21 protein-coding genes are annotated in these 21762 nt (G+C 66.9%); 16 read left to right on the top strand and 5 right to left on the bottom strand.

Annotation, left to right across the window (positions count from 1 at the left end):
* Positions 1–26: 26 nt before the first annotated feature.
* Entirely contained in the window at positions 27–1409 is a 1383-nt protein-coding gene (locus tag C5E41_RS14925) for a phosphomannomutase/phosphoglucomutase (protein WP_104376429.1), read from the bottom strand.
* Between the two features lie 75 nt (positions 1410–1484).
* Positions 1485–1874, bottom strand: a complete 390-nt coding sequence (locus C5E41_RS14920) for a DUF3499 domain-containing protein (RefSeq protein WP_104376493.1) — start codon at positions 1872–1874, stop codon at positions 1485–1487.
* A 149-nt stretch (positions 1875–2023) separates the two neighbouring features.
* Between C5E41_RS14920 and C5E41_RS14915 the strand changes: the two genes are divergently transcribed.
* On the top strand, positions 2024–2500 hold the full coding sequence (locus tag C5E41_RS14915; RefSeq protein ID WP_167331878.1) for a metallopeptidase family protein: 477 nt from the start codon (positions 2024–2026) through the stop codon (positions 2498–2500).
* Between the two features lie 185 nt (positions 2501–2685).
* Here C5E41_RS14915 and C5E41_RS14910 read toward each other — a convergent pair whose 3' ends face one another.
* On the bottom strand, positions 2686–2919 hold the full coding sequence (locus tag C5E41_RS14910; protein WP_030515006.1) for a WhiB family transcriptional regulator: 234 nt from the start codon (positions 2917–2919) through the stop codon (positions 2686–2688).
* 447 nt (positions 2920–3366) lie between these two features.
* On the opposite strand from C5E41_RS14910, the gene cofD reads away from it, so the two are divergent.
* The 8 genes from cofD to C5E41_RS14870 all read left to right on the top strand — a co-directional run bounded on the left by cofD (position 3367) and on the right by C5E41_RS14870 (position 10550).
* Complete coding sequence (gene cofD / locus C5E41_RS14905) at positions 3367–4515, top strand: 2-phospho-L-lactate transferase (RefSeq protein WP_258080981.1); 1149 nt, start codon at positions 3367–3369, stop codon at positions 4513–4515.
* Entirely contained in the window at positions 4512–5870 is a 1359-nt protein-coding gene (locus C5E41_RS14900; protein WP_104376428.1) for a coenzyme F420-0:L-glutamate ligase, read from the top strand. Before cofD ends, C5E41_RS14900 begins: the two co-directional genes overlap by 4 nt.
* The gene (locus tag C5E41_RS14895; protein WP_104376427.1) at positions 5867–6385 is read left to right on the top strand and encodes an NUDIX hydrolase; all 519 of its coding nucleotides are present in this window, start codon (positions 5867–5869) and stop codon (positions 6383–6385) included. Before C5E41_RS14900 ends, C5E41_RS14895 begins: the two co-directional genes overlap by 4 nt.
* Before the next feature lie 182 nt (positions 6386–6567).
* On the top strand, positions 6568–7794 hold the full coding sequence (locus tag C5E41_RS14890; RefSeq protein WP_104376426.1) for an alkane 1-monooxygenase: 1227 nt from the start codon (positions 6568–6570) through the stop codon (positions 7792–7794).
* A gap of 205 nt (positions 7795–7999) precedes the next feature.
* A complete protein-coding gene (locus tag C5E41_RS14885; protein ID WP_104376491.1) occupies positions 8000–8164 on the top strand; it encodes a rubredoxin in 165 nt (54 codons plus the stop codon).
* A gap of 67 nt (positions 8165–8231) precedes the next feature.
* Positions 8232–8417, top strand: a complete 186-nt coding sequence (locus tag C5E41_RS14880; protein WP_104376425.1) for a rubredoxin — start codon at positions 8232–8234, stop codon at positions 8415–8417.
* A gap of 42 nt (positions 8418–8459) precedes the next feature.
* Positions 8460–9089: a TetR/AcrR family transcriptional regulator gene (locus C5E41_RS14875; protein ID WP_104376490.1), complete on the top strand. Its 630-nt coding sequence runs from the start codon at positions 8460–8462 to the stop codon at positions 9087–9089.
* A gap of 309 nt (positions 9090–9398) precedes the next feature.
* Positions 9399–10550 (top strand): alkane 1-monooxygenase, encoded by a 1152-nt coding sequence (locus C5E41_RS14870; RefSeq protein WP_258080980.1) that lies wholly within the window; start codon positions 9399–9401, stop codon positions 10548–10550.
* 22 nt (positions 10551–10572) lie between these two features.
* On the opposite strand, the gene C5E41_RS14865 is transcribed toward C5E41_RS14870, so the two are convergent.
* Positions 10573–11931: a cation:dicarboxylate symporter family transporter gene (locus tag C5E41_RS14865; protein WP_104376424.1), complete on the bottom strand. Its 1359-nt coding sequence runs from the start codon at positions 11929–11931 to the stop codon at positions 10573–10575.
* A 160-nt stretch (positions 11932–12091) separates the two neighbouring features.
* Between C5E41_RS14865 and C5E41_RS14860 the strand changes: the two genes are divergently transcribed.
* From C5E41_RS14860 to ahcY, 3 genes are all read left to right on the top strand, one after another.
* On the top strand, positions 12092–13624 hold the full coding sequence (locus tag C5E41_RS14860) for a sensor histidine kinase (protein WP_104376423.1): 1533 nt from the start codon (positions 12092–12094) through the stop codon (positions 13622–13624).
* Positions 13621–14325, top strand: a complete 705-nt coding sequence (locus C5E41_RS14855; protein WP_104376422.1) for a response regulator — start codon at positions 13621–13623, stop codon at positions 14323–14325. Before C5E41_RS14860 ends, C5E41_RS14855 begins: the two co-directional genes overlap by 4 nt.
* 151 nt (positions 14326–14476) lie before the next feature.
* Complete coding sequence (gene ahcY / locus C5E41_RS14850; protein ID WP_104376421.1) at positions 14477–15961, top strand: adenosylhomocysteinase; 1485 nt, start codon at positions 14477–14479, stop codon at positions 15959–15961.
* A 97-nt stretch (positions 15962–16058) separates the two neighbouring features.
* Here ahcY and C5E41_RS14845 read toward each other — a convergent pair whose 3' ends face one another.
* Complete coding sequence (locus C5E41_RS14845; RefSeq protein ID WP_104376420.1) at positions 16059–16433, bottom strand: hypothetical protein; 375 nt, start codon at positions 16431–16433, stop codon at positions 16059–16061.
* Positions 16434–16598: 165 nt separating this feature from the next.
* Here C5E41_RS14845 and C5E41_RS14840 point away from each other — a divergent pair, with 165 nt between their 5' ends.
* From C5E41_RS14840 to lpqB, 4 genes are all read left to right on the top strand, one after another.
* On the top strand, positions 16599–17246 hold the full coding sequence (locus C5E41_RS14840) for a dTMP kinase (RefSeq protein WP_104376488.1): 648 nt from the start codon (positions 16599–16601) through the stop codon (positions 17244–17246).
* A 79-nt stretch (positions 17247–17325) separates the two neighbouring features.
* Positions 17326–18003 (top strand): MtrAB system response regulator MtrA, encoded by a 678-nt coding sequence (gene mtrA, locus C5E41_RS14835; RefSeq protein ID WP_030515021.1) that lies wholly within the window; start codon positions 17326–17328, stop codon positions 18001–18003.
* Positions 18000–19952 (top strand): MtrAB system histidine kinase MtrB, encoded by a 1953-nt coding sequence (gene mtrB / locus C5E41_RS14830; RefSeq protein WP_439956539.1) that lies wholly within the window; start codon positions 18000–18002, stop codon positions 19950–19952. Before mtrA ends, mtrB begins: the two co-directional genes overlap by 4 nt.
* Positions 19949–21760: an MtrAB system accessory lipoprotein LpqB gene (lpqB, locus tag C5E41_RS14825; RefSeq protein WP_104376419.1), complete on the top strand. Its 1812-nt coding sequence runs from the start codon at positions 19949–19951 to the stop codon at positions 21758–21760. The genes mtrB and lpqB overlap by 4 nt, the downstream gene beginning before the upstream one ends.
* The last annotated feature ends 2 nt before the right edge of the window (positions 21761–21762 follow it).

Below are 21762 nucleotides of genomic sequence, written 5' to 3'. Positions count from 1 at the left end.
CAAGCCCTGTGATTCCACTATTCCAGTCAGCCGCGCACGATGCTCAGAATCTCGGTTACGAGTGCGTCTACTTCCTCCTGCGAACGGGCCTCGACGTTGAGTCGCAACAACGGCTCGGTGTTGGATGCGCGCAGATTGAACCATGCCTGTCCGGGCAGCCGCACGGTCACGCCGTCGAGCCGGTCCACCGATTGCGCGCGCCCTTCGAATGCGGTGACCACCGCCAGGGTTCGGTCCTGCGCATCCGCCACTGTGGAGTTGATCTCCCCGGAGGCCGCGTACGTCGCGTACGAGGACGCGAGCTCCGACATCGGCCGGTCCTTCTCGCCCAGGGCAGCCAGCACGTGCAGAGCGGCCAGCATACCGGAGTCGGCACCCCAGAAGTCGCGGAAGTAGTAGTGCGCCGAATGCTCGCCGCCGAAGATCGCGCCGGTCGAGGCCATCTGCTGCTTGATGAAGGAATGGCCGACGCGGGTGCGGACCGGCGTGCCGCCGAGTTCGGTGACCAGTTCGGGTACGGCCTGTGAGGTGATCAGATTGTGAATGATCGTGGCGCCCGGCTCTTTCGCCAGCTCGCGCTCCGCGACCAGCGCGGTGATCGCGGAGGGGGAGACCGGTGCGCCGCGCTCGTCGACGACGAAGCAGCGGTCGGCGTCACCGTCGAACGCCAGACCGATGTCGGCGCCGGTCTCGCGGACGTACTTCTGCAGGTCGACCAGGTTCTTCGGATCCAGCGGATTCGCCTCGTGGTTGGGGAACGATCCGTCGAGTTCGAAGTAGAGCGGGGCGATGGTCAGTTGCGGCACCGCGCCGAGCACGGCGGGGACCGTGTAGCCGCCCATGCCGTTACCGGCGTCCACGGCGACCTTCAGCGGCCGGATCGCGCCGAGATCGACCAGGCCGCGCAGGAATTCGGCATAGGCCTCGAGCAAGTTCTGCTCGGTGGCGGTGCCGCGGGTGCCCGGTCCGGCGGGCACGCCGTCGACGAGTTCCGCGGCGATGGTCGCGAGCCCGGTCTCCTGGCCGACCGGCCGCGCGTTGGCCCGGCACAGCTTGATGCCGTTGTAGCGGGCGGGGTTGTGGCTGGCGGTGAACATCGCCCCGGGGCACTGCAGATGGCCGGAGGCGAAGTAGAGCTCGTCGGTGGAGGCGAGCCCGATGTGGACCACGTCGAGCCCCCGATCGAGGACGCCGTCGGCGAAGGCGGCGGCCAGTTCCGGGGAGGAGTCGCGCATATCGTGACCGATGACGATGCGCGTGGCTGGGGTGGCGTCGGTGCGCATCAGCCGGGCGAAGGCCGCACCGACGTCGCGGACGAATTCCGCGTCGATCTGCTCTCCGACAACCCCGCGAACGTCGTATGCCTTGACAACTGCGTGAACGGACTCGGCAGACCGGGCGACTGTCATGACCAACACCCTAATAGTGCCGCGGGCTCGGCCGGGCTTCAGGCCGGTCGCGCGTGTGGCGCGTGTGGTGCGGGCTCAGTTCGGGGGATCGGGCAGCACCCGTAGATGGCCGCGGCGGCCGGTGCGGCCGGACCGCTGGGGTCGCGCCGGCGGCGGGGAGTAATCGCTGTAGCCGCGCTGTTCGGGTTCCGGCGCGCGCCGCCGCATGCCGGCTTCGCGGACGGCCTCGGCCAATGCCGTCAGGTCGTCGTCGTCCGGTGTGCTGGAGGAGAATCCACCCTCGTGCCGGACCAGTTCCCAGCCCTTGGGGGCGGTGATGCGGGAGCCGTGGGTTTCGCACAGATCCCATGAGTGCGGTTCGGCGACGGTGGCAAGGGGGCCGACGACTGCGGTGGAGTCCGAGTAGACATACGTGAGCGTCGCGACGGCCGGATTCTTGCAGCCTGGGCGGCAGCAACGACGCATGGGAATCACATCCAGCAGACTAACCCCCCACGCCGTGTGTCGCAGACAGACACGCGGGTCGGCGCACCGCCACTTCGGGGCGCGCGGGGGCTCCGGCCCGGGGAGAGCACGTGGCCGCGCCGTCGGCGCGGTGACTACTGTCGCAAGGTATGACCCGATCGAAGAGGCGGCCGGTGACGACCCGTTCGGTGGTTCGCCGCGGGCGTGGTGTGCGCGGACCGATGCTGCCGCCCTCGGCGCCCGCGCGCCGCACCCGCGGCCAGCAGTTCGACCGGCTGGTACTGGAGGCGTTCGCCCCGCTGGACGCCCGCTGGCACGATCGCCTGACCAAGCTCGACATCGCGGTCGACGACGTGCCCAAGATCCGTCCGCTGCACCCGGATTCGGTCACCTGGCCCGATGAGGTGGTCGCCGACGGCCCGGTCCCGCTCTCCCGCCTGATCCCGGCCGGAGTGGACCGTCACAATGTCGCCACCCGAGCCCGAGTGGTCCTGTTCCGCAAACCCCTCGAACTCCGCGCCCACGACCCGGAAGACCTCCTGGACCTACTTCGCGAAGTCCTGGTCCAGCAGATAGCCACCTATCTGGGCGTCGACCCGGAGATCATCGACCCGACAGGGGAGTGAGCCCGGTACCCGCCTCGCTTCGCCAAAGCGAAGCGAGGCGAACCGGAACCGAGACAACAGATTTCGTGAGCACACGGGTAGCTCACCGGGTACGCCCCAGAACCCGACCAGGCCCACTATCGCCGGCCCGGAGCGAACCTCACCCGGCTCGGCTCTCACGGCACGCAAAAGATCCGGAGAGGCGGCTACGAGATGCCGCGCTTGAGGCGGCGGCGTTCGCGTTCGGACAGGCCGCCCCAGATCCCGAACCGCTCATCGTGCGCGAGTGCGTACTCCAGGCACTCGTCGCGGACCTCGCAGCCCATGCAGATCCGTTTGGCTTCCCTTGTAGAGCCGCCTTTTTCGGGGAAGAAGGCTTCCGGATCGGTTTGGGCGCACAGCGCCCGTTCCTGCCACTGTTCTTCGATGGTGTCGAACATCGCATCGAAGTCGGTGACGATGAGACTCAGCTGCGGTGGTTCGGGTTTGCGCTGAGTGCGCGCCCACTGTCCTCCCTGGGGAGTTCTGTTGAGCGATCCCGATTCGTTGTTCACCGTGCTGCCCCCCTCTCGTTCGTCGTTCCGGCTGTCAGCGCAGTCGCTTGGTGCTGCGCATGCTGTGGAATCGGTTTGCGATACACCGCCTGGAATGCCCGACGGGGCCAGCTCCTCGGCCATCGCTCCGCCTCCTCACTGTGTGTTAGCGCAGAATGATTTTTCCGTCGGACCGGACGTGCCCACCGACGGTCCCACACCGCGACGTAGTCCCGCGGACATCCCCGAGCTTGCCTTTCCGATGCGAACATGCGTTCGAAACGCGGTCTGCGCCAAAGGCTCTCGCGCGGACCCGGAATGACATGTCTGTGATTAGACACGCCGGACGCGCCGATGGTCAAGCTGCCGACACAATTCCGTTACTATCCGAGGCCGCCTTCGGCACGGTTCGGTAACCCCGAAGTAGCAAATGACCAGCAAATACGCACTCGAACACCCGCTTCCGGGCACCGCATAGGCTGTGCGGATGTGACTGGAGAACAAGCGGACATCGCGGCCGAGATCGAGCGGATTGATCGTAAACCGCGCATTGCGGTGTTGGTCGGTGGAGTCGGCGGCGCGCGCTTCTTACAAGGTGTGCGGGAACTGCTGCCGGAGGCGGATGTAACGGCGCTGGTGAACGTCGGCGACGACGTCTGGATGCACGGTTTACGTATCTGTCCCGACCTGGACACCTGCATGTACACGCTGGGTGGGGGTATCGATACCGAGCGCGGCTGGGGTCGCGTCGGGGAAACCTGGCACGCCAAGGAGGAACTGGCGAAATACCACGCGCAACCGGATTGGTTCGGACTCGGAGATCGCGATATCGCGACGCATCTGGTGCGCAGTGAAATGCTGCGCGCGGGATACCCGCTCTCGGCGGTTACCGAAGCGCTGTGCAATCGCTGGCAGCCCGGTGTGAAACTTCTGCCGGCGACCGACGATCGGTGTGAAACGCATGTTGTGATCAGTGACCCAGACAACCCTGGCGAACGCCGCGCGATTCATTTCCAGGAGTGGTGGGTACGGTACCGGGCAAACGTCGAGACCCATGGATTCGTCACAATCGGGGCGGATCAAGCCAAACCTGCCCCTGGTGTGACGGAAATCATAGAGGCTGCTGATGTGGTGCTGCTGGCACCCTCGAACCCCGTGGTGAGCATCGGTGCGATCCTCGCCGTGCCGGGTATCCGGGGCGCTTTGCGGACCACGTCCGCAAAAGTCGTCGGTTTATCGCCCGTCATCGGGGGAAAACCCTTGCGCGGCATGGCCGATGAATGCCTCGAGGTGATCGGCGTGCAAACCTCGGCCGAGGCCATCGGGCGGCACTTCGGCGCCCGGTCGGATACCGGCATCCTCGACGGTTGGCTGATCCACTCGACCGACGAGGCCGACGTACCGGGTGTGCAGGTGCGCAGCGTGCCGCTGCTGATGACCGACCCCGCCGCCACCGCCGCGATGGTGCGGGAGGCGCTCGATATCGCGGGGGTGCCGGCATGAGCGATCGGCAGCGACACACCGATCACGCGCCCGGCGGGGAGATCAGGATCATCCCGGTGCCGGGGCTGCCGGAATTCCGGCCGGGCGACGATGTCGCGGAACATATTGCGGCTCAGGCCCCGTGGCTCGTCGACGGGGATGTCCTGGTCGTGACGAGCAAGATCGTCGCCAAGGCGGAGGGGCGCATCGTCGAGGCGCCGCGGGATCCGGACGAGCGCGATGCGGTGCGGCGGAAACTGGTCGATGCCGAGGCGGTGCGGGTGCTGGCGCGCAAGGGCCGCACCCTTATCACCGAGAATCACATCGGCATCGTGCAGGCCGCTTCCGGCGTGGACGGCTCGAATGTGGAACGGGGCGAATTGGTCCTGCTTCCAGCCGATCCCGACGCCAGCGCGAAGGCGTTGCGGGCGGCATTGGCGCAACGCCTCGGCGTCGACGTCGCGGTGGTGATCACCGACACCATGGGCCGTGCCTGGCGCATCGGGCAGACCGACGCCGCGATCGGCGCCGCCGGCCTGCGCGTCGTGCACGACTACGCCGGTGCGGTCGACGGGCAGGGGAACGAGCTGCAGGTCACCCAGGTGGCGGTGGCCGACGAACTCGCTGCCGCAGCGGATCTCGCGAAGGGCAAACTGGGCGGGGTGCCGGTCGCGGTCGTGCGCGGGCTGACTCCGTACGATGACGGATCCACCGCCAAGGATCTGCTGCGCGGTGGCGAGGAGGATCTGTTCTGGCTCGGCACCGCCGAGGCGATCGAGCGTGGCCGCCGGGAAGCGCTGCTGCTGCGCCGCTCGGTGCGGACCTTCGCCGATACCCCGGTGGATCCCGAGGTGATCCGGGCCGCGGTCGGCGACGCGCTCACCGCGCCCGCGCCGCATCACACCCGGCCGGTTCGATTCGTGTGGGTACGGCAGCCGGAGCTGCGCGCGCGACTGCTGAATTCGATGGCGGCGCAATGGCGCAACGACCTCGGTGGCGACGGCCTCGATCCCGAGCGGGTGGAGCGCCGGGTCGCACGCGGCCGGATCCTGTTCGACGCGCCCGAGGTGATCATCCCGTTCTGTGTCCCCGACGGCGCGCACGACTATCCGGACGAGCGTCGCCGTGCCGCCGAGTCGACGATGTTCACCGTCGCGGTGGGCGCGGCTGTGCAGGGACTGCTGGTCGGTCTGGCCACGCGGGGCGTCGGTAGCTGCTGGATCGGCTCGACCATCTTCGCGCCCGAGGTGACCCGCGAGGTGCTGGGGCTGGCGCCGGACTGGAATCCGTTGGGAGCCATAGCCATCGGCTATCCCGAGGAGGAGCTTTCGCCGCGGCCGCCGCGCGAGGCGGGAACGGGTCTGGTCGAGTTGTGAGTATCGAGTCGCTGCACGCCTCGGCCACCGAGCTGCTCGAAAGCTGGGAGCCCGCAACGCATCCGGAACAGTCCGTGCGGGAGGCGATGCTGGCGTTCCTGGGGTCGGCGCCGCGCGGGTGTCTGCGCGAACACGCACCTGGCCACATCACCGCTTCGGCGGTGGTGTTCTCCCATGACGAGCGTGAGGTGCTGCTGACGCTGCACCCGCGGGTCGGCCGGTGGATCCAGTTGGGCGGTCACTGTGAGCCGGGCGACGAGACCGTCGTCGACGCCGCGTTGCGGGAGGCGATCGAGGAGTCCGGGATCGCCGGGCTGGAGGTCGAACCCGGCCTGTACGGCGCGCAGGCCCATCCGATCACCTGCTCGCTGGGGGTGCCGACCCGCCATCTGGATCTGCTGTTCAAGATCCGCGCTCCGCGCGGCGCGGTGCCGGTGCGAAGCGCCGAGTCGACGGATCTGCGGTGGTGGCCGGTGGACGCGCTGCCCGCCGATTCGGACGTGCTGTTGCGCTGATCGATCTCTCGCGGCGGGACGGGTCGCCGAGCGGAACCCGTCCCGTCCGGCCGTTGCGCGGTCACAAGGCGTTTACAAATCGGCAAAAATGTATAGACAACCGACAGGCGTCGGAATATTGTCCACGGTAATGGTTACCCGCATCACAGTAGATGTGGCAGCTGTATCGAATGGAGACGACGATGTCGACCGAAGCCGGAACCACCGACGGCCTGCTCGACTCGGGATGGCGTGACCGCAAGCGCTATATGTGGTTGTGGGGCTTGTTCGCCCCGACCGGGCTGTTCATCATCGGACTACCGCTGATCTGGGGACTCAACGAACTGGGCTGGCATACCCTCGCGAAGGTGCCGTTCTGGCTCGGCCCGATCCTGATCTATCTGGTCATTCCCGCCGCCGACCTGTTCTTCGGGGCCGATGGTGAGAATCCGCCGGACGAGGTCATGGAGTATCTGGAGAACGACCGGTACTACCGCTACCTCACTTACATCTACCTGCCGTTCCAGTACGCGTCGCTGGTCATGGCGTGCTACCTGATCACCGCGGACAACCTGAGCTGGCTCGGCATCGACGGCGGGCTGACCGTCGTGGACAAGATCGGCCTGGCACTGACGGTCGGGATGGTCGGCGGCATCGGGATCAACACCGCCCACGAACTCGGGCACAAGAAGGTGCGTCTGGAACGCTGGCTGTCGCGGATCGCGCTGGCCCAGACGTTCTACGGCCACTTCTACATCGAGCACAATCGTGGTCATCATGTGCGGGTGGCCACGCCGGAGGATCCCGCGAGTTCCCGTGTCGGCGAGACGTTCTGGGCGTTCTGGCCGCGCACGGTCCGGGGCAGTCTGCGCTCCGCGTGGGGCCTCGAGCGGACCCGGCTGCAACGGCTCGGGAAGCGGCCGTGGAGCCTGCACAACGATGTGCTCAGCGCGTGGGCGATGTCGCTGGTGCTGTACGCGGCGCTGGTGGCCGGTTTCGGTATCGAGGTTCTGCCGTATCTGGTGCTGCAGGCGGTGGTCGGGTTCAGTCTGCTGGAGGCGGTCAATTATCTGGAGCACTACGGTCTGCTGCGGCAGCGCACGGCCCGCGGCCGGTACGAGCGGCCGACACCGCGGCACAGCTGGAACAGCGACCACCTCGTCACCAACATCTTCCTCTACCACCTGCAGCGGCACAGCGATCACCACGCCTATCCGACCCGCCGCTACCAGACCCTGCGCAGCTGGGACGGAGCGCCGAATCTGCCGAGCGGCTACGCCAGCATGATCCTGCTCGCCTACTTCCCGCCGCTGTGGCGGCGCGTGATGGACAAGCGCGTTCTGGCCCACTACGACGGCGATCTCACGCTGGCGAACGTCCAGCCGAGCAAACGGGACAAGATCCTCGCGCGTTACCAGGAGGCGCGGTGAGCGACAATCGCGCAGCGGCTTGCCGTGCCGACCGGGTGCGGGTGTCCCGCATGACACGAGGCGCGGTGAGCGACAATCGCGCAGCGGCTTGCCGTGCCGACCGGGTGCGGGTGTCCCGCATGACACGAGGCGCGGTGAGCGACAATCGCGCAGCGGCTTGCCGTGCCGACCGGGTGCGGGTGTCCCGCAAATTACAGGAGACATGATGGGGGTTTTTCGTTGCCCTGTCTGCGATTACGTGTACGACGAGGCGAAAGGTGCTCCGCGGGAAGGGTTTCCGGCGGGCACGCCGTGGGAGGCGGTACCGGACGACTGGTGCTGCCCGGACTGCGGAGTGCGAGAGAAGATCGACTTCGAGGAGGCAGGGTGAGCGACAATCGCGCAGCGGCTCGCCGCGGCGACCGGGTGCGGGTGTCCGGCACGATGCAGGAGGCACAGTGAGCCGGCCCTATCGGATTTTTCAGTGCGTCCAGTGCGGCTTCGAATACGACGAGGAGCAGGGCTGGCCGGACGAGGGGATTGCGCCGGGCACGCGCTGGGAGGACATTCCGGACGACTGGACATGTCCGGACTGCGGCGCGGCCAAGGCCGACTTCTTCATGGTCGAGATCGAACGTTCGTGAGTCGTTTTGACTGCGGAATCGACCCGTGACACCGTCGCGGGTATGCCGCGTAACGGATCCCGGGTCCCGTATCAGGAGGCGGCGCGCACCCTGCTGCGTACGTCGGTCCTCGACGCGATGCGGGAACTGCTGATCGAGCGGGACTGGGCCAAGATCACGCTCGGCGACGTCGCGACGCGGGCGGGGGTGAGCCGCCAGACCCTGTACAACGAATTCGGCTCCCGGACGGGGCTGGCGCAGGCGTATGCGCTGCGGCTGGCCGACCAGCTGGTGGATCATGTCGGAACGGCCGTCGAGGACAACGTGGGGGATGCGCGGGCGGCATTCCGCGAAGGCCTGGCAAATTTCATCCTCGACAGTGCGGCCGATCCGTTGGTGCAGTCACTGGTAGTCGGTGAGGCCAAGCTCGACCTGCTGCGGTTGATCACTCTCGACGCCGGGCCGCTCATCGAACATGCCGCCCGGCGCTTGGGTGCGGTATTCGAAAACAGCTGGGTGGGGGCGTCGTCGGCGGAGGCGGATGTACTGGCGCACGCCCTGGTGCGCATCGCCATCAGCTACATTCCGACCCCCGCCGGACTGCACCGCGACGCGCCGGAGGAACTGAGCAGGTTGCTGTCGCCGTACGTGGAGGCGATTCTCGCCGCGCGAGACCGGACCGGCGGCCACTAGCCCGAAATCGCCCTGGGAAGGATAACGATTTCTCCGCGGGCTGGTTGGGGTGCTGGACAACAACCGCACGGGCGCTCTCCGGCCGGATGGAGTGGGATGAATGGGTGCTGACCTGTGTGTTCGCTGCGGAAACGGTGGTTGCTCATGCGGTGCCGCGTACCCGGTTCCGGCCTTCGCTGTCTGTGACTTCGGGTCCACCTGTGTAACGGTTACCGCTTTGCGGGTTTGAACCCGGCGTAACGGCCTGGGAGCGGCTACATATTTACCTGGCAGGAGTCCAGGTTCGTTCTAGTGGGGCAATGAGTGCAAATGGTCGGCAAACGTTCGGGTTCGGCTGATCCCAAGAAGCATCTGTGGATGTTGGGATTGATCGCTCCGGGCTGCGCATTGCTCCCTTCCCAGCTGGTCGCGAGGACCGGCATCGAAGCGTTCTGGTGGATCGGGCCGATCATCGTGCTGATCGCGATACCGGTGCTGGACTGGTTCGTCGGCGAGGACGGCACGAACCCGCGCGACGAGGACTACGAGCGGCTCTCCCACGACCGCTACTACCGGTGGTGCACGTATCTGTTCCTGCCCATCGAGCTGGCCGGACTGGTGATCGCGGCCTACATGTGGTCGGGTGACGAACTCGACGTCGTGGACAAGCTCGGGCTGGCGGCGACGCTCGGTTTCGTCAGCGGTATCGGCATCAACGCCGCGCACGAGCTGGGGCATCGGGTGGAACGGCTGGAGCGGTGGCTGGCCAAACTCGCGCTGGCGCAGTCCGGATACGGGCACTTCTTCGTCGAACACAACAAGGGTCACCACGCACGGGTGGCCACCCCGGACGATCCGGCCAGTGCCCGGCTCGGTGAATCGCTGTGGATGTTCCTGCCCCGCAGCGTCTTCGGCGGACTGCGCTCGGCGATCCGGCTGGAACGCGACCGGCTGCACCGCAAGGGCCTCGGCTGGTGGAACGTGCGCAACAACATCCTGCAGGCGTGGTCGATGACGGTGGTGCTCTACGGTGCGCTGCTGGCGGCGTTCGGCTTCGCCATGCTCCCGTATCTGCTGCTGCAGGCCGTGATCGGATTCGGGCTGCTGGAAACCGTGAACTACGTCGAGCACTACGGGTTGTTGCGCCGCCGCCTGCCCGGTGGCCGCTGGGCGCGCTGCTCGCCGGCCGACAGCTGGAACTCCGATCGGCTGGTCACCAATATCTTCCTGTTCCATCTGCAGCGCCACAGCGACCACCACGCCAATCCGGGCCGCCGCTATCAAACCCTGCGCAGCACCCAGGAGGCTCCGCAGCTTCCGGCGGGTTACGCGACGATGATTCTGCTGGCCACCGTTCCGCCGCTGTGGCGACGGGTGATGGATCCGAGGGTCACCGCCCACTACGCGGGCGATCTCGGCAGAGCCAATATCGCGCCGCGCAAGCGGGAGCGCACCCTCGCCGTCTACCGGCTCGCCGGATAGCGGTATCGGGCGGGACCAGGTTTCAGGCGGGGACCAACTCGGTCCGTTCGGCGGGAGTGGCGGGTGCTTCGGCAGGTTCGCTGTCGACCATCGTCGTCTCGTCGAAGGGGAGTTCGCGGTCGAGCACGGCGTGCAAGCGCACGTCGTCGATTGTCCCGGTCCAGGTTCCCACCAGGACGGTGGCGACGGCGTTGCCGGAGAAGTTGGTGATGGCGCGGGCTTCGGACATGAACCGGTCGATCCCGACGATCAGGCCCACACCGTCGATCAGATCGGGGCGATGGCTCTGTAACCCGCCGGCCAGGGTGGCCAGCCCCGCGCCGGTAACCCCGGCCGCCCCCTTGGAGGCGACGATCATGAACACCAGCAGGCCGATCTGCTGCCCGAGCGACAGTGGCTTACCCATCGCATCGGCGATGAACAGCGAGGACATCGTGAGGTAGATCGCGGTGCCGTCCAGGTTGAACGAGTATCCCGTCGGCACCACGATGCCCACGGTCGAGCGTTCGACCCCCAGGTGTTCCATCTTCGCGATCAACCGCGGTAACGCCGACTCCGAGGACGAGGTGGAGAAGATCAGGAGATATTCGCGGGCCAGGTAGCGAACCAGCTTGAAGATCGATACGCCCGAACTCACCCGCAGCAGCACGCCCAGTACGCCGAAGACGAAGACCAGGCAGGTCAGATAGAACGCCAGCATCAGCGCCGCAAGCTGTTTCACCGCATCCAGCCCGGTGGCCGCCACCACGTTCGCGATCGCGCCGAAGGCACCGAGCGGTGCCAGCCACAGGATCATGGTCAAGATCTTGAACACCAGCTTCTGAACCAGCCCCACCGCGCGCAGGATCGGTTCGCCCTGCTTGCCCATCGCCTGCACGGCGAAGCCGACCAGCAGCGCCACGAACAGGGTTTGCAGCACGCTGCCCGCGGTCAGCGACGAGAGCAGCGAGGTCGGGATGATGCTCTCCAGGAAGTGCCAGGTACCCCCGCTGCCTTCGGCCTGTTTCACGTAGCCGGCGGCAGCGCCGATGTGTTCGTGGACGTTCAGGCCGCTGCCCGGCTGCAGCAGGTTGCCGACGACGAGACCGATCGTCAGAGCCACCGTCGACATGATCAGGAAGTAGCCGATCGACAGGCCGCCGATCTTGCCGACCCGCGCTGCCGCCCGAACCGAGCCGATACCCAGCACGATCGTGCAGAAGATGACCGGGGAGATCATCATCTTGATCAGGTTGACGAACATAGCGCCCAGCTCGCCCACGGACGTTCCGAATCCGGGCGCCAGCCAGCCGACGAGTACGCCGGCCACGACCGCCACGATGACGGCGAGATAGAGCCAATGGGTACGGTCGCGACGGTGCGTCCGTGTCGAGTCGCTCATGAGATGTGCCTCCGGTACTGCCCGATCTGTCCTTCGGGTTCGTACTGTGATGATGGGGGTGGCCGTGACCTCGGTCACCATTACGTACGTTTCGTTCACGGGAGGACCGTTGCGGGCGAAAGGCCGGACCCGTCGTTCGCGTCGTGCAGCGCGCGGGGGCATGACACTGGCCGGCCAGGTCTTCGTGGTGCAGCTGGCGGTCCTGGTGGTGGTGATCGCGGTCGGATCGGCGCTGGCGGTGTGGGAGGTGCGGCGCGAACAAGACGATGCGACGGCTCGGCGGGTGACCGGCGTCGCGGTCTCCCTCGCGCAAGCGCCCTCCACGGCTGCTGCGGTGCGGACGCCGGATCCCACGGCCGTGCTGCAGCCGGTGACCGAACGGATCCGGCAGCGCACCGGGGTCGATTTCATCGTCGTGATGGCCCCCGACCGCACCCGCTACACCCATACCGATGTCGGCCGGATCGGTCAGCCGTTCAGTGGCAACATCGATCGGGCGCTGTCCGGTGAGACGTTCACCGAGACCTACACCGGGACGCTGGGCCCGTCGATCCGGGCGGTCACACCCGTCGTCGACGACACCGGCCGGGTCGTCGCGCTCGTCTCGGCGGGCGTGACCAGGGCCCGCATCGGCGCTCAGGTGGGTGCGCAGCTGCCGCTGATCCTCGGGGCGGCCGCCGCCGGTCTGCTGCTGGCCGTCCTGAGCGCACTACTGCTGCGCGGCCGGCTGTTGCGCCAGACGCAGGGACTGGGCCCGGCCGAACTGCGGACGCTCTACGAGCATCACGATGCCGTGCTGCACTCCGTGCACGAGGGGCTGATCGTGTTCGACCGCGACGACGAGGCGGCGGCGGTGGTCAACGACGAGGCCAGACGCTTGCTCGAACTGCCGGACGGCCCGGTGCGCCGCGCCGATCTGCCGGTCTCGCTGCGGCGCCTCGACGCGCCCCTGATCCGTGACGAGATGCACGTGACAGCCGCACGCGTGCTGGTGGTCAATCAGGACGTCGTCTCCTGGGCGGGGCGGCGCCTCGGCACCGTCCTCACCATCCGTGACCACACCGAATTGCGCGACATCATGGGTGAATTGGATTCCGCGCGGGGTCTGGCGGAATCGCTGCGGGCACAGGCGCACGAGGCGGCCAACCGGTTGCATGCGGTGATCACCATGGTCGAGCTCGGCAATGTCGCCGAAGCTGTCGATTTCGCGACGGCCGAACTGCGGCTGTCCCAGGCGCTGATCGATCGCCTGACCGATGCGGTCCACGAGCCGGTACTGGTGGCACTGCTGCTGGGCGAGGTCGACCGGGCTATCGAGCGCGGAGTGGAGCTGACCGTCGCCGACGACACCGCGCTCGAATCCGTCGCCCCGCTGACCCCGCAGGAAATGGTCACCCTGGTCGGGAATCTGGTCGACAACGCGGTGGACGCGGTGGCGCAGACACCCGACGCGTGGGTCGAGGTGTCAGTCCGCTCGGAGGCATCGGCGCTGGTGGTCAGGGTCGCCGACAGCGGCCCGGGAATGTCGGAGGAGACCTTCGCCCGGGCGATGGAGCGGGGATATACGACCAAGGCCGAACACCACGGACTCGGCCTGGCGCTGGTCTGGCGGCTGGTGACCCGATACGGTGGCTCGCTGCGCGCCGAGCGAAGCCCCGAATCCGCTGTCGTGGTAAGGATTCCGGTGCGATGACGGGCCAGCCGATTCGGGTGCTGATCGTGGAGGACGAACCGCGCATCGCCGAGGCGCATCGCTCGTATGTCGCGCGGGTGGCGGGATTCGAGCCGGTGGGGGTGGCCGCCACCGGCCGCGACGCCCTCCGGACGGCAACGCACGCTGCCGCCGCGGGAACCCCGGTAGATCTGGTCTTGATGGATCTGGGACTGCCCGATATCGGCGGGCTCGAGGTGACCGCCGCCCTGGCCCGGTTGCGCCCGCGACCCGATGTCATCGCTATCACCTCGGCGCGCGACCTCGAGATGGTGCGCGCCGCGGTCGCTCACGGGATAGCGCTGTATCTGCTGAAACCCTTCACATTCGCGGCTTTCCGGGACAAACTCGAGCGCTATCTGGAATTCCGGGCCGCGCTGCCGGCCGGTGATTCGACGCTCACGCAGCACGATATCGATCGGGCATTGAGCGCGCTGCGCACCACCGATCCGAAGGCGTCCGCGCCGAAAGGTATTGCGCCGCAGACACTCCAGGAGATCTCGCGGGCGGTACGCGAAACGCCGGACGGACTGTCGGCGACCGAAACCGGCCGCGCCGTGGGGGTTTCGCGGGTCACGGCATGGCGCTATCTGGAGCAGCTGGCGGCCGACGGTGTGGTGGAGCGCCGATCGGACTACGGCCGCGCCGGACGGCCCCAGGTCCGATACATCTGGCGCCGGTGATGCGCGGCCGGCTGTGCGGGCGGGCACCGGCGCGGTCGGGACCGAATTCGATCGGGCTCGGCAGCCGCACCCCGTCGGCGTACACCGAACGCGTGCGAGCGACTAGCCTGAGTTGTCGAACCGACATCCACCGAGAGGCTGATCCAGGCGCATGACGACCTCACAACTTTCCGCTCAGACGAACCTGACTCCCGATGTTCGCAACGGCATCGACTACAAGGTGGCGGATCTGTCGCTGGCCGAGTTCGGCCGCAAGGAGATTCGACTGGCCGAACACGAGATGCCCGGTCTGATGGCGCTGCGCCGTGAGTACGCGGAGGTGCAGCCGCTGAAGGGTGCGCGCATCTCCGGTTCGCTGCACATGACGGTCCAGACCGCGGTGCTGATCGAGACCCTGGTCGAACTGGGCGCGCAGGTGCGCTGGGCCTCGTGCAACATCTTCTCCACCCAGGATCACGCGGCCGCCGCGGTCGTGGTGGGCCCGCACGGCACCGTCGACGAGCCCAAGGGCACCCCGGTCTTCGCCTGGAAGGGGGAGACCCTGGAGGAGTACTGGTGGGCGGCCGAGCAGATGCTCACCTGGCCGGGCGAGCCCGCCAACATGATCCTCGACGACGGTGGCGACGCCACCATGCTGGTGCTGCGCGGCGCCCAGTTCGAGAAGGCGGGGGTCGTTCCGCCCGAGGACGAGTCGCATTCCACCGAATACAAGGTGTTCCTCAACTTGCTGCGCGCGAGCCTGGCCGCGGACCCGGGCAAGTGGAGCGCGATCGCCGAATCGGTGCGGGGTGTCACCGAGGAGACCACCACCGGCGTGCTGCGGCTGTACCAGTTCGCCGCCGCCGGTGAGCTGACCTTCCCGGCGATCAACGTCAACGACTCGGTCACCAAGTCCAAGTTCGACAACAAGTACGGCACCCGGCATTCGCTGATCGACGGCATCAACCGCGGCACCGATGTGCTGATCGGCGGTAAGAAGGTGCTGATCTGCGGTTACGGCGATGTGGGCAAGGGCTGCGCGGAGTCGATGGCCGGCCAGGGCGCGCGCGTGCAGGTCACCGAGATCGACCCGATCAACGCGCTGCAGGCGCTGATGGACGGCTTCGACGTCGTCACCGTCGAGCAGGCGATCGCCGATGCCGACATCGTGATCACCTCGACCGGCAACAAGGACATCATCGGCCTGGACCACATGAAGGCGATGAAGAATCAGGCCATCCTGGGCAATATCGGTCACTTCGACAACGAGATCGATATGGCCGCGCTGGAGAACTCTGGGGCCACCAAGCTGAACATCAAGCCGCAGGTCGACCTGTGGACCTTCGGTGATTCCGGCAAGTCGATCATCGTGCTGTCCGAGGGCCGGTTGCTGAACCTGGGCAACGCCACCGGCCACCCCTCGTTCGTGATGAGCAACAGCTTCTCCAACCAGGTCATCGCGCAGATCGAGCTGTGGACCAAGCCGGAGCAGTACGACAACGAGGTCTACCGCCTGCCCAAGGTGCTCGACGAGAAGGTCGCTCGCATCCACGTCGAGGCGCTGGGCGGCACCCTCACCAAGCTGACCAAGGACCAGGCCGAGTACATCGGCGTGGACGTCGAGGGCCCGTTCAAGCCGGAGCACTACCGGTACTGAGTTCGGAAACGGGAGTTCGGAAACGGGAGTTCGGAAACGGGTTGTCCCGCAGGGGCTTTCGGCTTCGGTGGGACAACCGTCTCGTGCGCCGCGACACTCAGATCCGGCAGGTGGGGCTGGGGTGCAGCAACCAGCACAGCACCGAGCCCGGCTCGTTCGAACCGCTCGCCGAGCCGGATCCGAGCGGCGTGTCGGCGATCGCGGTGTTCGCCTGCGGTGTCCGGGCTGCCGCCGTGGCGGCACAGACGGTGCCCGGGGTGCATCCGTGGCTGATGTCGCCGAGCAGTTTCAATAGGTCGATGACGCTGCTGCCGGCACCGCCGTCGGTGGCCGAATTCGCACTTCCGGAGGTGCCCGCGACCGGGGCGGCCGGCTCGAGCGGGAGCGGTGCGGCCGCCGCGACACCGGCGGCGAGGCCCGCCGTGATGGCGAGAGTCGCTGCGGCGGTACGTAATACACGAGAGATGAGCATGGGCGCCTTCCTGTTTTCGGGACGCTTCCTTGATCCCGCGCGGCGTCGCGGTCGTTATCCGGTGCGCTGCCCCCGAAAGTCGCGTCTTCTGAAACGTTAGTGTTTCCGATAACGCGCCGCGGGTGCGTGGAACAGGGCGGCCGCGAAAGCTGTAACCTGCACGTTATGGGTGCACTCATCGCGGTAGAGGGCCTCGACGGCGCGGGCAAGCGGACGTTGATCGACGCCGTCGTCGCGGGTCTGCGCGACCGCGGTCTGCGCGTGGACACGCTGGCCTTCCCGCGCTACGGCCGGTCGATCCACGCGGATCTCGCGGCCGAGGCCCTGCGCGGCCGGCACGGCGATGTGGCCGCATCCGTGAGCGCGATGGCGCTGCTGTTCGCGCTGGATCGCGCCGAGGCCCGCGACGAGTTGTCGAAACTGTTGGTGGACAACGATATTGTGCTGCTCGATCGGTATGTCGCCTCCAATGCCGCCTACAGCGCCGCGCGGGCCGGCGAGCAGGCGGACGGCGAAACAAGTTCGTGGGTAGCGGAATTGGAGTTCGGCCGGTTCGAACTGCCGGTCCCCGATATCCAGATACTGCTCGACGTGCCGACCGAGCTGGCGGTCGAACGCGCCCGGCGCCGAGGTGAACTCGACACGGCACGCGCGCTCGACGCCTATGAACGAGATATATCGCTGCAGGAACGTACGGCGGCGGTCTATCGTGTGTTGGCCGAATCGCGGTGGCACGGGGCCTGGTGGGTCCATGCGCCGCAGGACGATCCGGTCCGACTCACCGAACGACTGGCGGAAATGATTGGCCGATAGGGTGGCATGTGCGTCGGTAATGTAACCAGTGTTGGCGTGGTTGCCCGTTCCGAGCCGGAGAGATGACAACATAGTAATTATGAAGCCGAAGATTCTGGTCGTCGACGACGATATGGCGCTCGCCGAGATGCTCACGATCGTCTTGCGCGGCGAGGGTTTCGACCCCCATGTGGTCGGCGACGGCACGCAGGCGCTCACCGCGGTCCGGGAGCTACGCCCGGATCTGGTGTTGCTCGACCTCATGCTTCCGGGCATGAACGGTATCGACGTGTGCCGGGTGCTGCGCGCCGATTCCGGTGTGCCGATCGTGATGTTGACGGCCAAGACCGACACGGTCGACGTCGTCCTGGGCTTGGAATCGGGTGCCGACGACTACATCGTCAAACCCTTCAAGCCGAAGGAACTGGTCGCGCGGGTGCGGGCACGGTTGCGCCGTACCGACGACGAGCCGGCCGAACTCCTGTCGATCGCGGACATCGTCATCGACGTACCGGCCCACAAGGTGACCCGCAGCGGGCAGCAGATATCGCTGACTCCGCTCGAATTCGATCTGCTGGTGGCACTGGCACGCAAACCGCGGCAGGTGTTCACCCGTGAGGTACTGCTCGAGCAGGTGTGGGGTTACCGGCACGCGGCCGACACCCGCCTGGTGAACGTGCATGTGCAGCGACTGCGGGCCAAGGTCGAGAAGGATCCCGAGAACCCTGAGATCGTGCTGACCGTTCGTGGCGTGGGCTACAAGGCCGGACCGCCGTGATCGCAGGCTCCAGAAGCCGCGTCGAGCGGCTGCTGGCAGCTGTGGTGGCCTGGTTCAAATCCGTCGGAGAATCGCTGGGCCACACGTGGCGGCGATCGCTGCAGTTGCGCGTGGTGGTCTCCACGCTCACCCTGTCGCTGATCGTCATCACGATCCTCGGTGTGGTGCTGACCAGTCAGATCACCGACCGCCTCCTGGACGCGAAAGTCAATGCGGCCGTTGAGGAGATGAGTCGTGCCCGCAATACCGTCGAGGCGCAGCTGACGGGCGTTTCCGATTCGAGCACCCAGGCGGTCCGGCTGCAGGACGCCGTGCGCGCACTGTCGACGGGCAGCAGTTCGTCCACCGGCGGCGCCGGAACCTACAATGTCGCGCTGGCGATGGTGGGCGACGGCCAGCAGGAGGTGACCGCCGGGCCCATCACGGAGGTGCCGGCCGAGCTGCGCCGGTTCGTCCAGCAGAACCAGGTGAGCTACCAGTTCGCGACGATCTCGGATCCGGACGGATATCGCGGCCCGGCGCTGATCATCGGCAGCCCGAGTTCGGAGATACCGACCCTCGAGGTCTATCTGATCTTCCCGCTCAACAACGAGCAGCGCAGCCTGAGCCTGATGCGCGGCACCATGCTGATCGGCGGCATCGTGCTGCTGCTGTTGCTGGCCGCGATCGCCGCGCTGGTGGCCCGGCAGGTGGTGTTGCCGATCCGCTCTGCCGCCCGGATCGCCGGACGTTTCGCCGACGGCCGCCTCAAGGAGCGGATGCTGGTCCGGGGTGAGGACGATATGGCCAGACTCGCCATGTCGTTCAACGAGATGGCCGAAAGTCTGTCCAATCAGATCACTCAGCTCGAGGAATTCGGCAATCTGCAACGCCGCTTCACCTCCGATGTCAGCCACGAACTGCGAACCCCGCTCACCACAGTGCGCATGGCCGCCGACCTCATCCATGGATCCAGCGACGAACTCGATCCGGCGCTGGCGCGCAGTGCCGAACTGCTGGTGACCGAGCTGGACCGGTTCGAGGGCCTGCTCAACGATCTGCTCGAGATCAGCCGCCACGACGCGGGTGTGGCCGAATTGCAGATCGAATCGCTGGATGTGCGGATGTGCGCGCGGGCGGCGGTTTCCACGGTCCGGCATCTGGCCAAGGAATCCGGCTGCGAACTGGTGGTAGACCTGCCCGAGGAACCGCTGGTCGCGGAGGTCGATCCGCGCCGCGTCGAACGCGTGCTGCGCAATCTGCTGGCCAACGCCATCGACCACAGTGAGGGCAAACCGGTCCTGATCCGCATGCGCGGTGACGTCGACGCCAACGCCGTCGCGATGGTGGTGCGCGATCAGGGTGTCGGACTCCGGCCCGGTGAGGAGAAGCTGGTCTTCAATCGCTTCTGGCGGTCGGATCCCTCGCGGATGCGGCGTTCCGGCGGTACCGGCCTCGGTCTGTCGATCAGCGTCGAGGACGCGAATCTGCACGACGGTCGCCTCGAGGCCTGGGGCGAGCCCGGGGTGGGCGCGAGCTTCCGTCTCACCCTGCCGCTGGTGCGCGGACGAAAACTCGGACCGAGCCCCCTGTCGCTGGAACCGCCCAAGCGGCGGCTGGCCGATCCGCCGGCCGGGTCGGAGGAGGCGGACGATCTCGCGGAACCCGCGGGCGATGCGCTCGCCGATTCGGCGGACCCGGCCGCGAGCCAGGCACAGGCGGACGGGCCCGACGGTCACGCGGGCGTTGCCGGTACCGTCGAAGCGGATGCCGATGCCGAGCCGTCGGCGCGGACGACGCCGCCGGGCGGGGACGCCTCGGGATCGCCGGAAGCTCCGGACTCGCCGGAAGCTCCGGAATCGCCGCACGGTGAACCGGCGGCCGAGCGGACATCGTCGAAGCCGGCGGGTGAGAACGCGGGCTGCTCGGACGACACCGCACTTGCCGACAAAGAGGACATCAACCCATGAACCGCACTCGTCTGGCAACGCTGTTCGCCGCGCTGTTCAGCTGCGTGCTGGTTCTCGCCGGCTGCGCCAATCTGCCGGATTCCTCGGCGCCGCAGGCATTGGGAACGCTCAACCGTCAGCCGACGTCGACCGGCCCACATCCGCCCACCTCCGGGCGGGACCCGGATCTGCTACTGCACGATTTCCTCGACGCTACTGCCGATCCGGCCGACCACCATCGAACGGCGCGGCAGTACCTGACGCCGGGGGCCGCGGAGGGGTGGGACGACAGTGCCCGCACCGTCATCGTCGATAAACCCGACACCCTTCGGGAGTCGAGGTCGGAGGACTCCGCGACGTACCGCATTCGAGCGCGAAAACTAGGTGAGCTTGCCGCAGACGGGTCTTTCCGCGCCCAGGACAATACGTACGAGACCAGAATCGAGATGAGCAAGGTCGGCGACGAGTGGCGCATCAGCCAGGTGGAACCGGGCGTGGTAGTGGACAGCTCCGCGTTCCACAAGTCCTACCGTCGGTATCCGCTCTATTTCGCCAACAGCGCCGGGACCACCATGGTTCCCGAGTTGCGTTGGATCTCGAGCCCGAAGGATCAACTGACGCGGCGGCTGGTGGGACTGCTGGCCGCGGGCCCGCAGTCGGCCCTGTCGCCGGCCGTGCGCAATATGCTCGCCCCTCCCGTCAGTCTGCGCGAAAGTATCACCAAAGCCAACGGCGAACCGGATAACGTCGGCGTCGGCCTGGGTGGGGTACGCATAGATTTCGCTGGTGCCTCGGCTCTTGATGCGCACGATAAGGAAATGCTGGCAGCCCAGGTGGTACTGACCTTGGCAGGGGCGGATATCCCTGGCCCCTACGTGTTACTCGCCGACGGCAAGCCGCTGGACGACCGGTACGCCGGCGTGGGCTGGTCATTGGACGACGTAAGTGCGATGAACCCGACAACTCTCACAGGAGATCGGTCCAACCTCCATGCGTTGCGGGACGGCTCGCTGGTTGCCGTGGATGTCTCCAAGGGACAAATCGTCCGTATGCCCGGATACTTCGGTGCCGCCCGAAATCTCCAGTCGGTCGGATTGTCGGAGGACGGAAAGTTGATCGCCGCGGTCGCCGAGAGCGGCGAGCCCGCACCCTCCCCGAAGCGCACCCTCATCATCGGCAGCTATGACGGCGCTTCCACATTCCCGGTGGTCCAGGGTGAGACCATCACGCGGCCGTCATGGACCTCCAATGGCGAGGCTGCGTGGACGGTGGTCGATGGAACTCGGGTAATCCGAGTAGCGCACGATCGCGGCACCGGCAACGTATCGATGCAGGACATCGATACGTCGACGCTGACGTCGGGAGAGGCGAACAGCACCGACCCAGTGCCCCGTTTCCCGATCACCGACCTCAGTATCTCCCGCGATGGAACGCGTGCGGCGATCATCGCCGGAGGCAAGGTTTACCTCGCGGTCGTGATTCAGCATCCGGACGGCAAGTACGCACTGGTTTCGCCCAGGCCGGTGGCGGTCGATCTCAGCACAACGGCCGTATCCATCGACTGGTCCACTCCTGATTCCCTCGTTCTGGCACGAGAAGGAGACGTGAACCCGGTGGAGTCGGTCTTTATCGATGGTTCGGAGCTGACGCCACTGTCCAGTCAGAACCTGACTCCACCTGTCCGCGTGGTAAGTGCCGCTCCCGGCATTCTGTACGCCGCCGATTCACGTGCGGTAATGCAACTGCAGTCGACAGGACCGTCGGCGGACCGGTTTTGGCGTGAGACGCCGGGGCTCGGTGCGAACACGGTGCCGGTTCTGCCGGACTGAAC

It is taken from the genome of Nocardia nova (genome assembly GCF_002933465.1).
In the GTDB taxonomy this organism is placed as follows: Bacteria; Actinomycetota; Actinomycetes; order Mycobacteriales; family Mycobacteriaceae; genus Nocardia; species Nocardia nova_B.
Note: the sequence above shows the minus strand (reverse complement) of the source record. Positions and strands in the feature narration are given on the sequence as shown.

What these genes read in the sequence shown, in the direction of transcription:
- C5E41_RS14925 (WP_104376429.1), bottom strand. Translation starts at nt 1,409, where the DNA reads ATGACAGTCGCCCGGTCTGCCGAGTCCGTTCACGCAGTTGTCAAGGCA.
- C5E41_RS14920 (WP_104376493.1), bottom strand. Translation starts at nt 1,874, where the DNA reads ATGCGTCGTTGCTGCCGCCCAGGCTGCAAGAATCCGGCCGTCGCGACG.
- C5E41_RS14915 (WP_167331878.1), top strand. Translation starts at nt 2,024, where the DNA reads ATGACCCGATCGAAGAGGCGGCCGGTGACGACCCGTTCGGTGGTTCGC.
- C5E41_RS14910 (WP_030515006.1), bottom strand. Translation starts at nt 2,919, where the DNA reads ATGTTCGACACCATCGAAGAACAGTGGCAGGAACGGGCGCTGTGCGCC.
- cofD (WP_258080981.1), top strand. Translation starts at nt 3,367, where the DNA reads ATGGTCAAGCTGCCGACACAATTCCGTTACTATCCGAGGCCGCCTTCG.
- C5E41_RS14900 (WP_104376428.1), top strand. Translation starts at nt 4,512, where the DNA reads ATGAGCGATCGGCAGCGACACACCGATCACGCGCCCGGCGGGGAGATC.
- C5E41_RS14890 (WP_104376426.1), top strand. Translation starts at nt 6,568, where the DNA reads ATGTCGACCGAAGCCGGAACCACCGACGGCCTGCTCGACTCGGGATGG.
- C5E41_RS14885 (WP_104376491.1), top strand. Translation starts at nt 8,000, where the DNA reads ATGGGGGTTTTTCGTTGCCCTGTCTGCGATTACGTGTACGACGAGGCG.
- C5E41_RS14875 (WP_104376490.1), top strand. Translation starts at nt 8,460, where the DNA reads ATGCCGCGTAACGGATCCCGGGTCCCGTATCAGGAGGCGGCGCGCACC.
- C5E41_RS14870 (WP_258080980.1), top strand. Translation starts at nt 9,399, where the DNA reads ATGGTCGGCAAACGTTCGGGTTCGGCTGATCCCAAGAAGCATCTGTGG.
- C5E41_RS14865 (WP_104376424.1), bottom strand. Translation starts at nt 11,931, where the DNA reads ATGAGCGACTCGACACGGACGCACCGTCGCGACCGTACCCATTGGCTC.
- C5E41_RS14860 (WP_104376423.1), top strand. Translation starts at nt 12,092, where the DNA reads ATGACACTGGCCGGCCAGGTCTTCGTGGTGCAGCTGGCGGTCCTGGTG.
- C5E41_RS14855 (WP_104376422.1), top strand. Translation starts at nt 13,621, where the DNA reads ATGACGGGCCAGCCGATTCGGGTGCTGATCGTGGAGGACGAACCGCGC.
- ahcY (WP_104376421.1), top strand. Translation starts at nt 14,477, where the DNA reads ATGACGACCTCACAACTTTCCGCTCAGACGAACCTGACTCCCGATGTT.
- C5E41_RS14845 (WP_104376420.1), bottom strand. Translation starts at nt 16,433, where the DNA reads ATGCTCATCTCTCGTGTATTACGTACCGCCGCAGCGACTCTCGCCATC.
- C5E41_RS14840 (WP_104376488.1), top strand. Translation starts at nt 16,599, where the DNA reads ATGGGTGCACTCATCGCGGTAGAGGGCCTCGACGGCGCGGGCAAGCGG.
- mtrA (WP_030515021.1), top strand. Translation starts at nt 17,326, where the DNA reads ATGAAGCCGAAGATTCTGGTCGTCGACGACGATATGGCGCTCGCCGAG.
- lpqB (WP_104376419.1), top strand. Translation starts at nt 19,949, where the DNA reads ATGAACCGCACTCGTCTGGCAACGCTGTTCGCCGCGCTGTTCAGCTGC.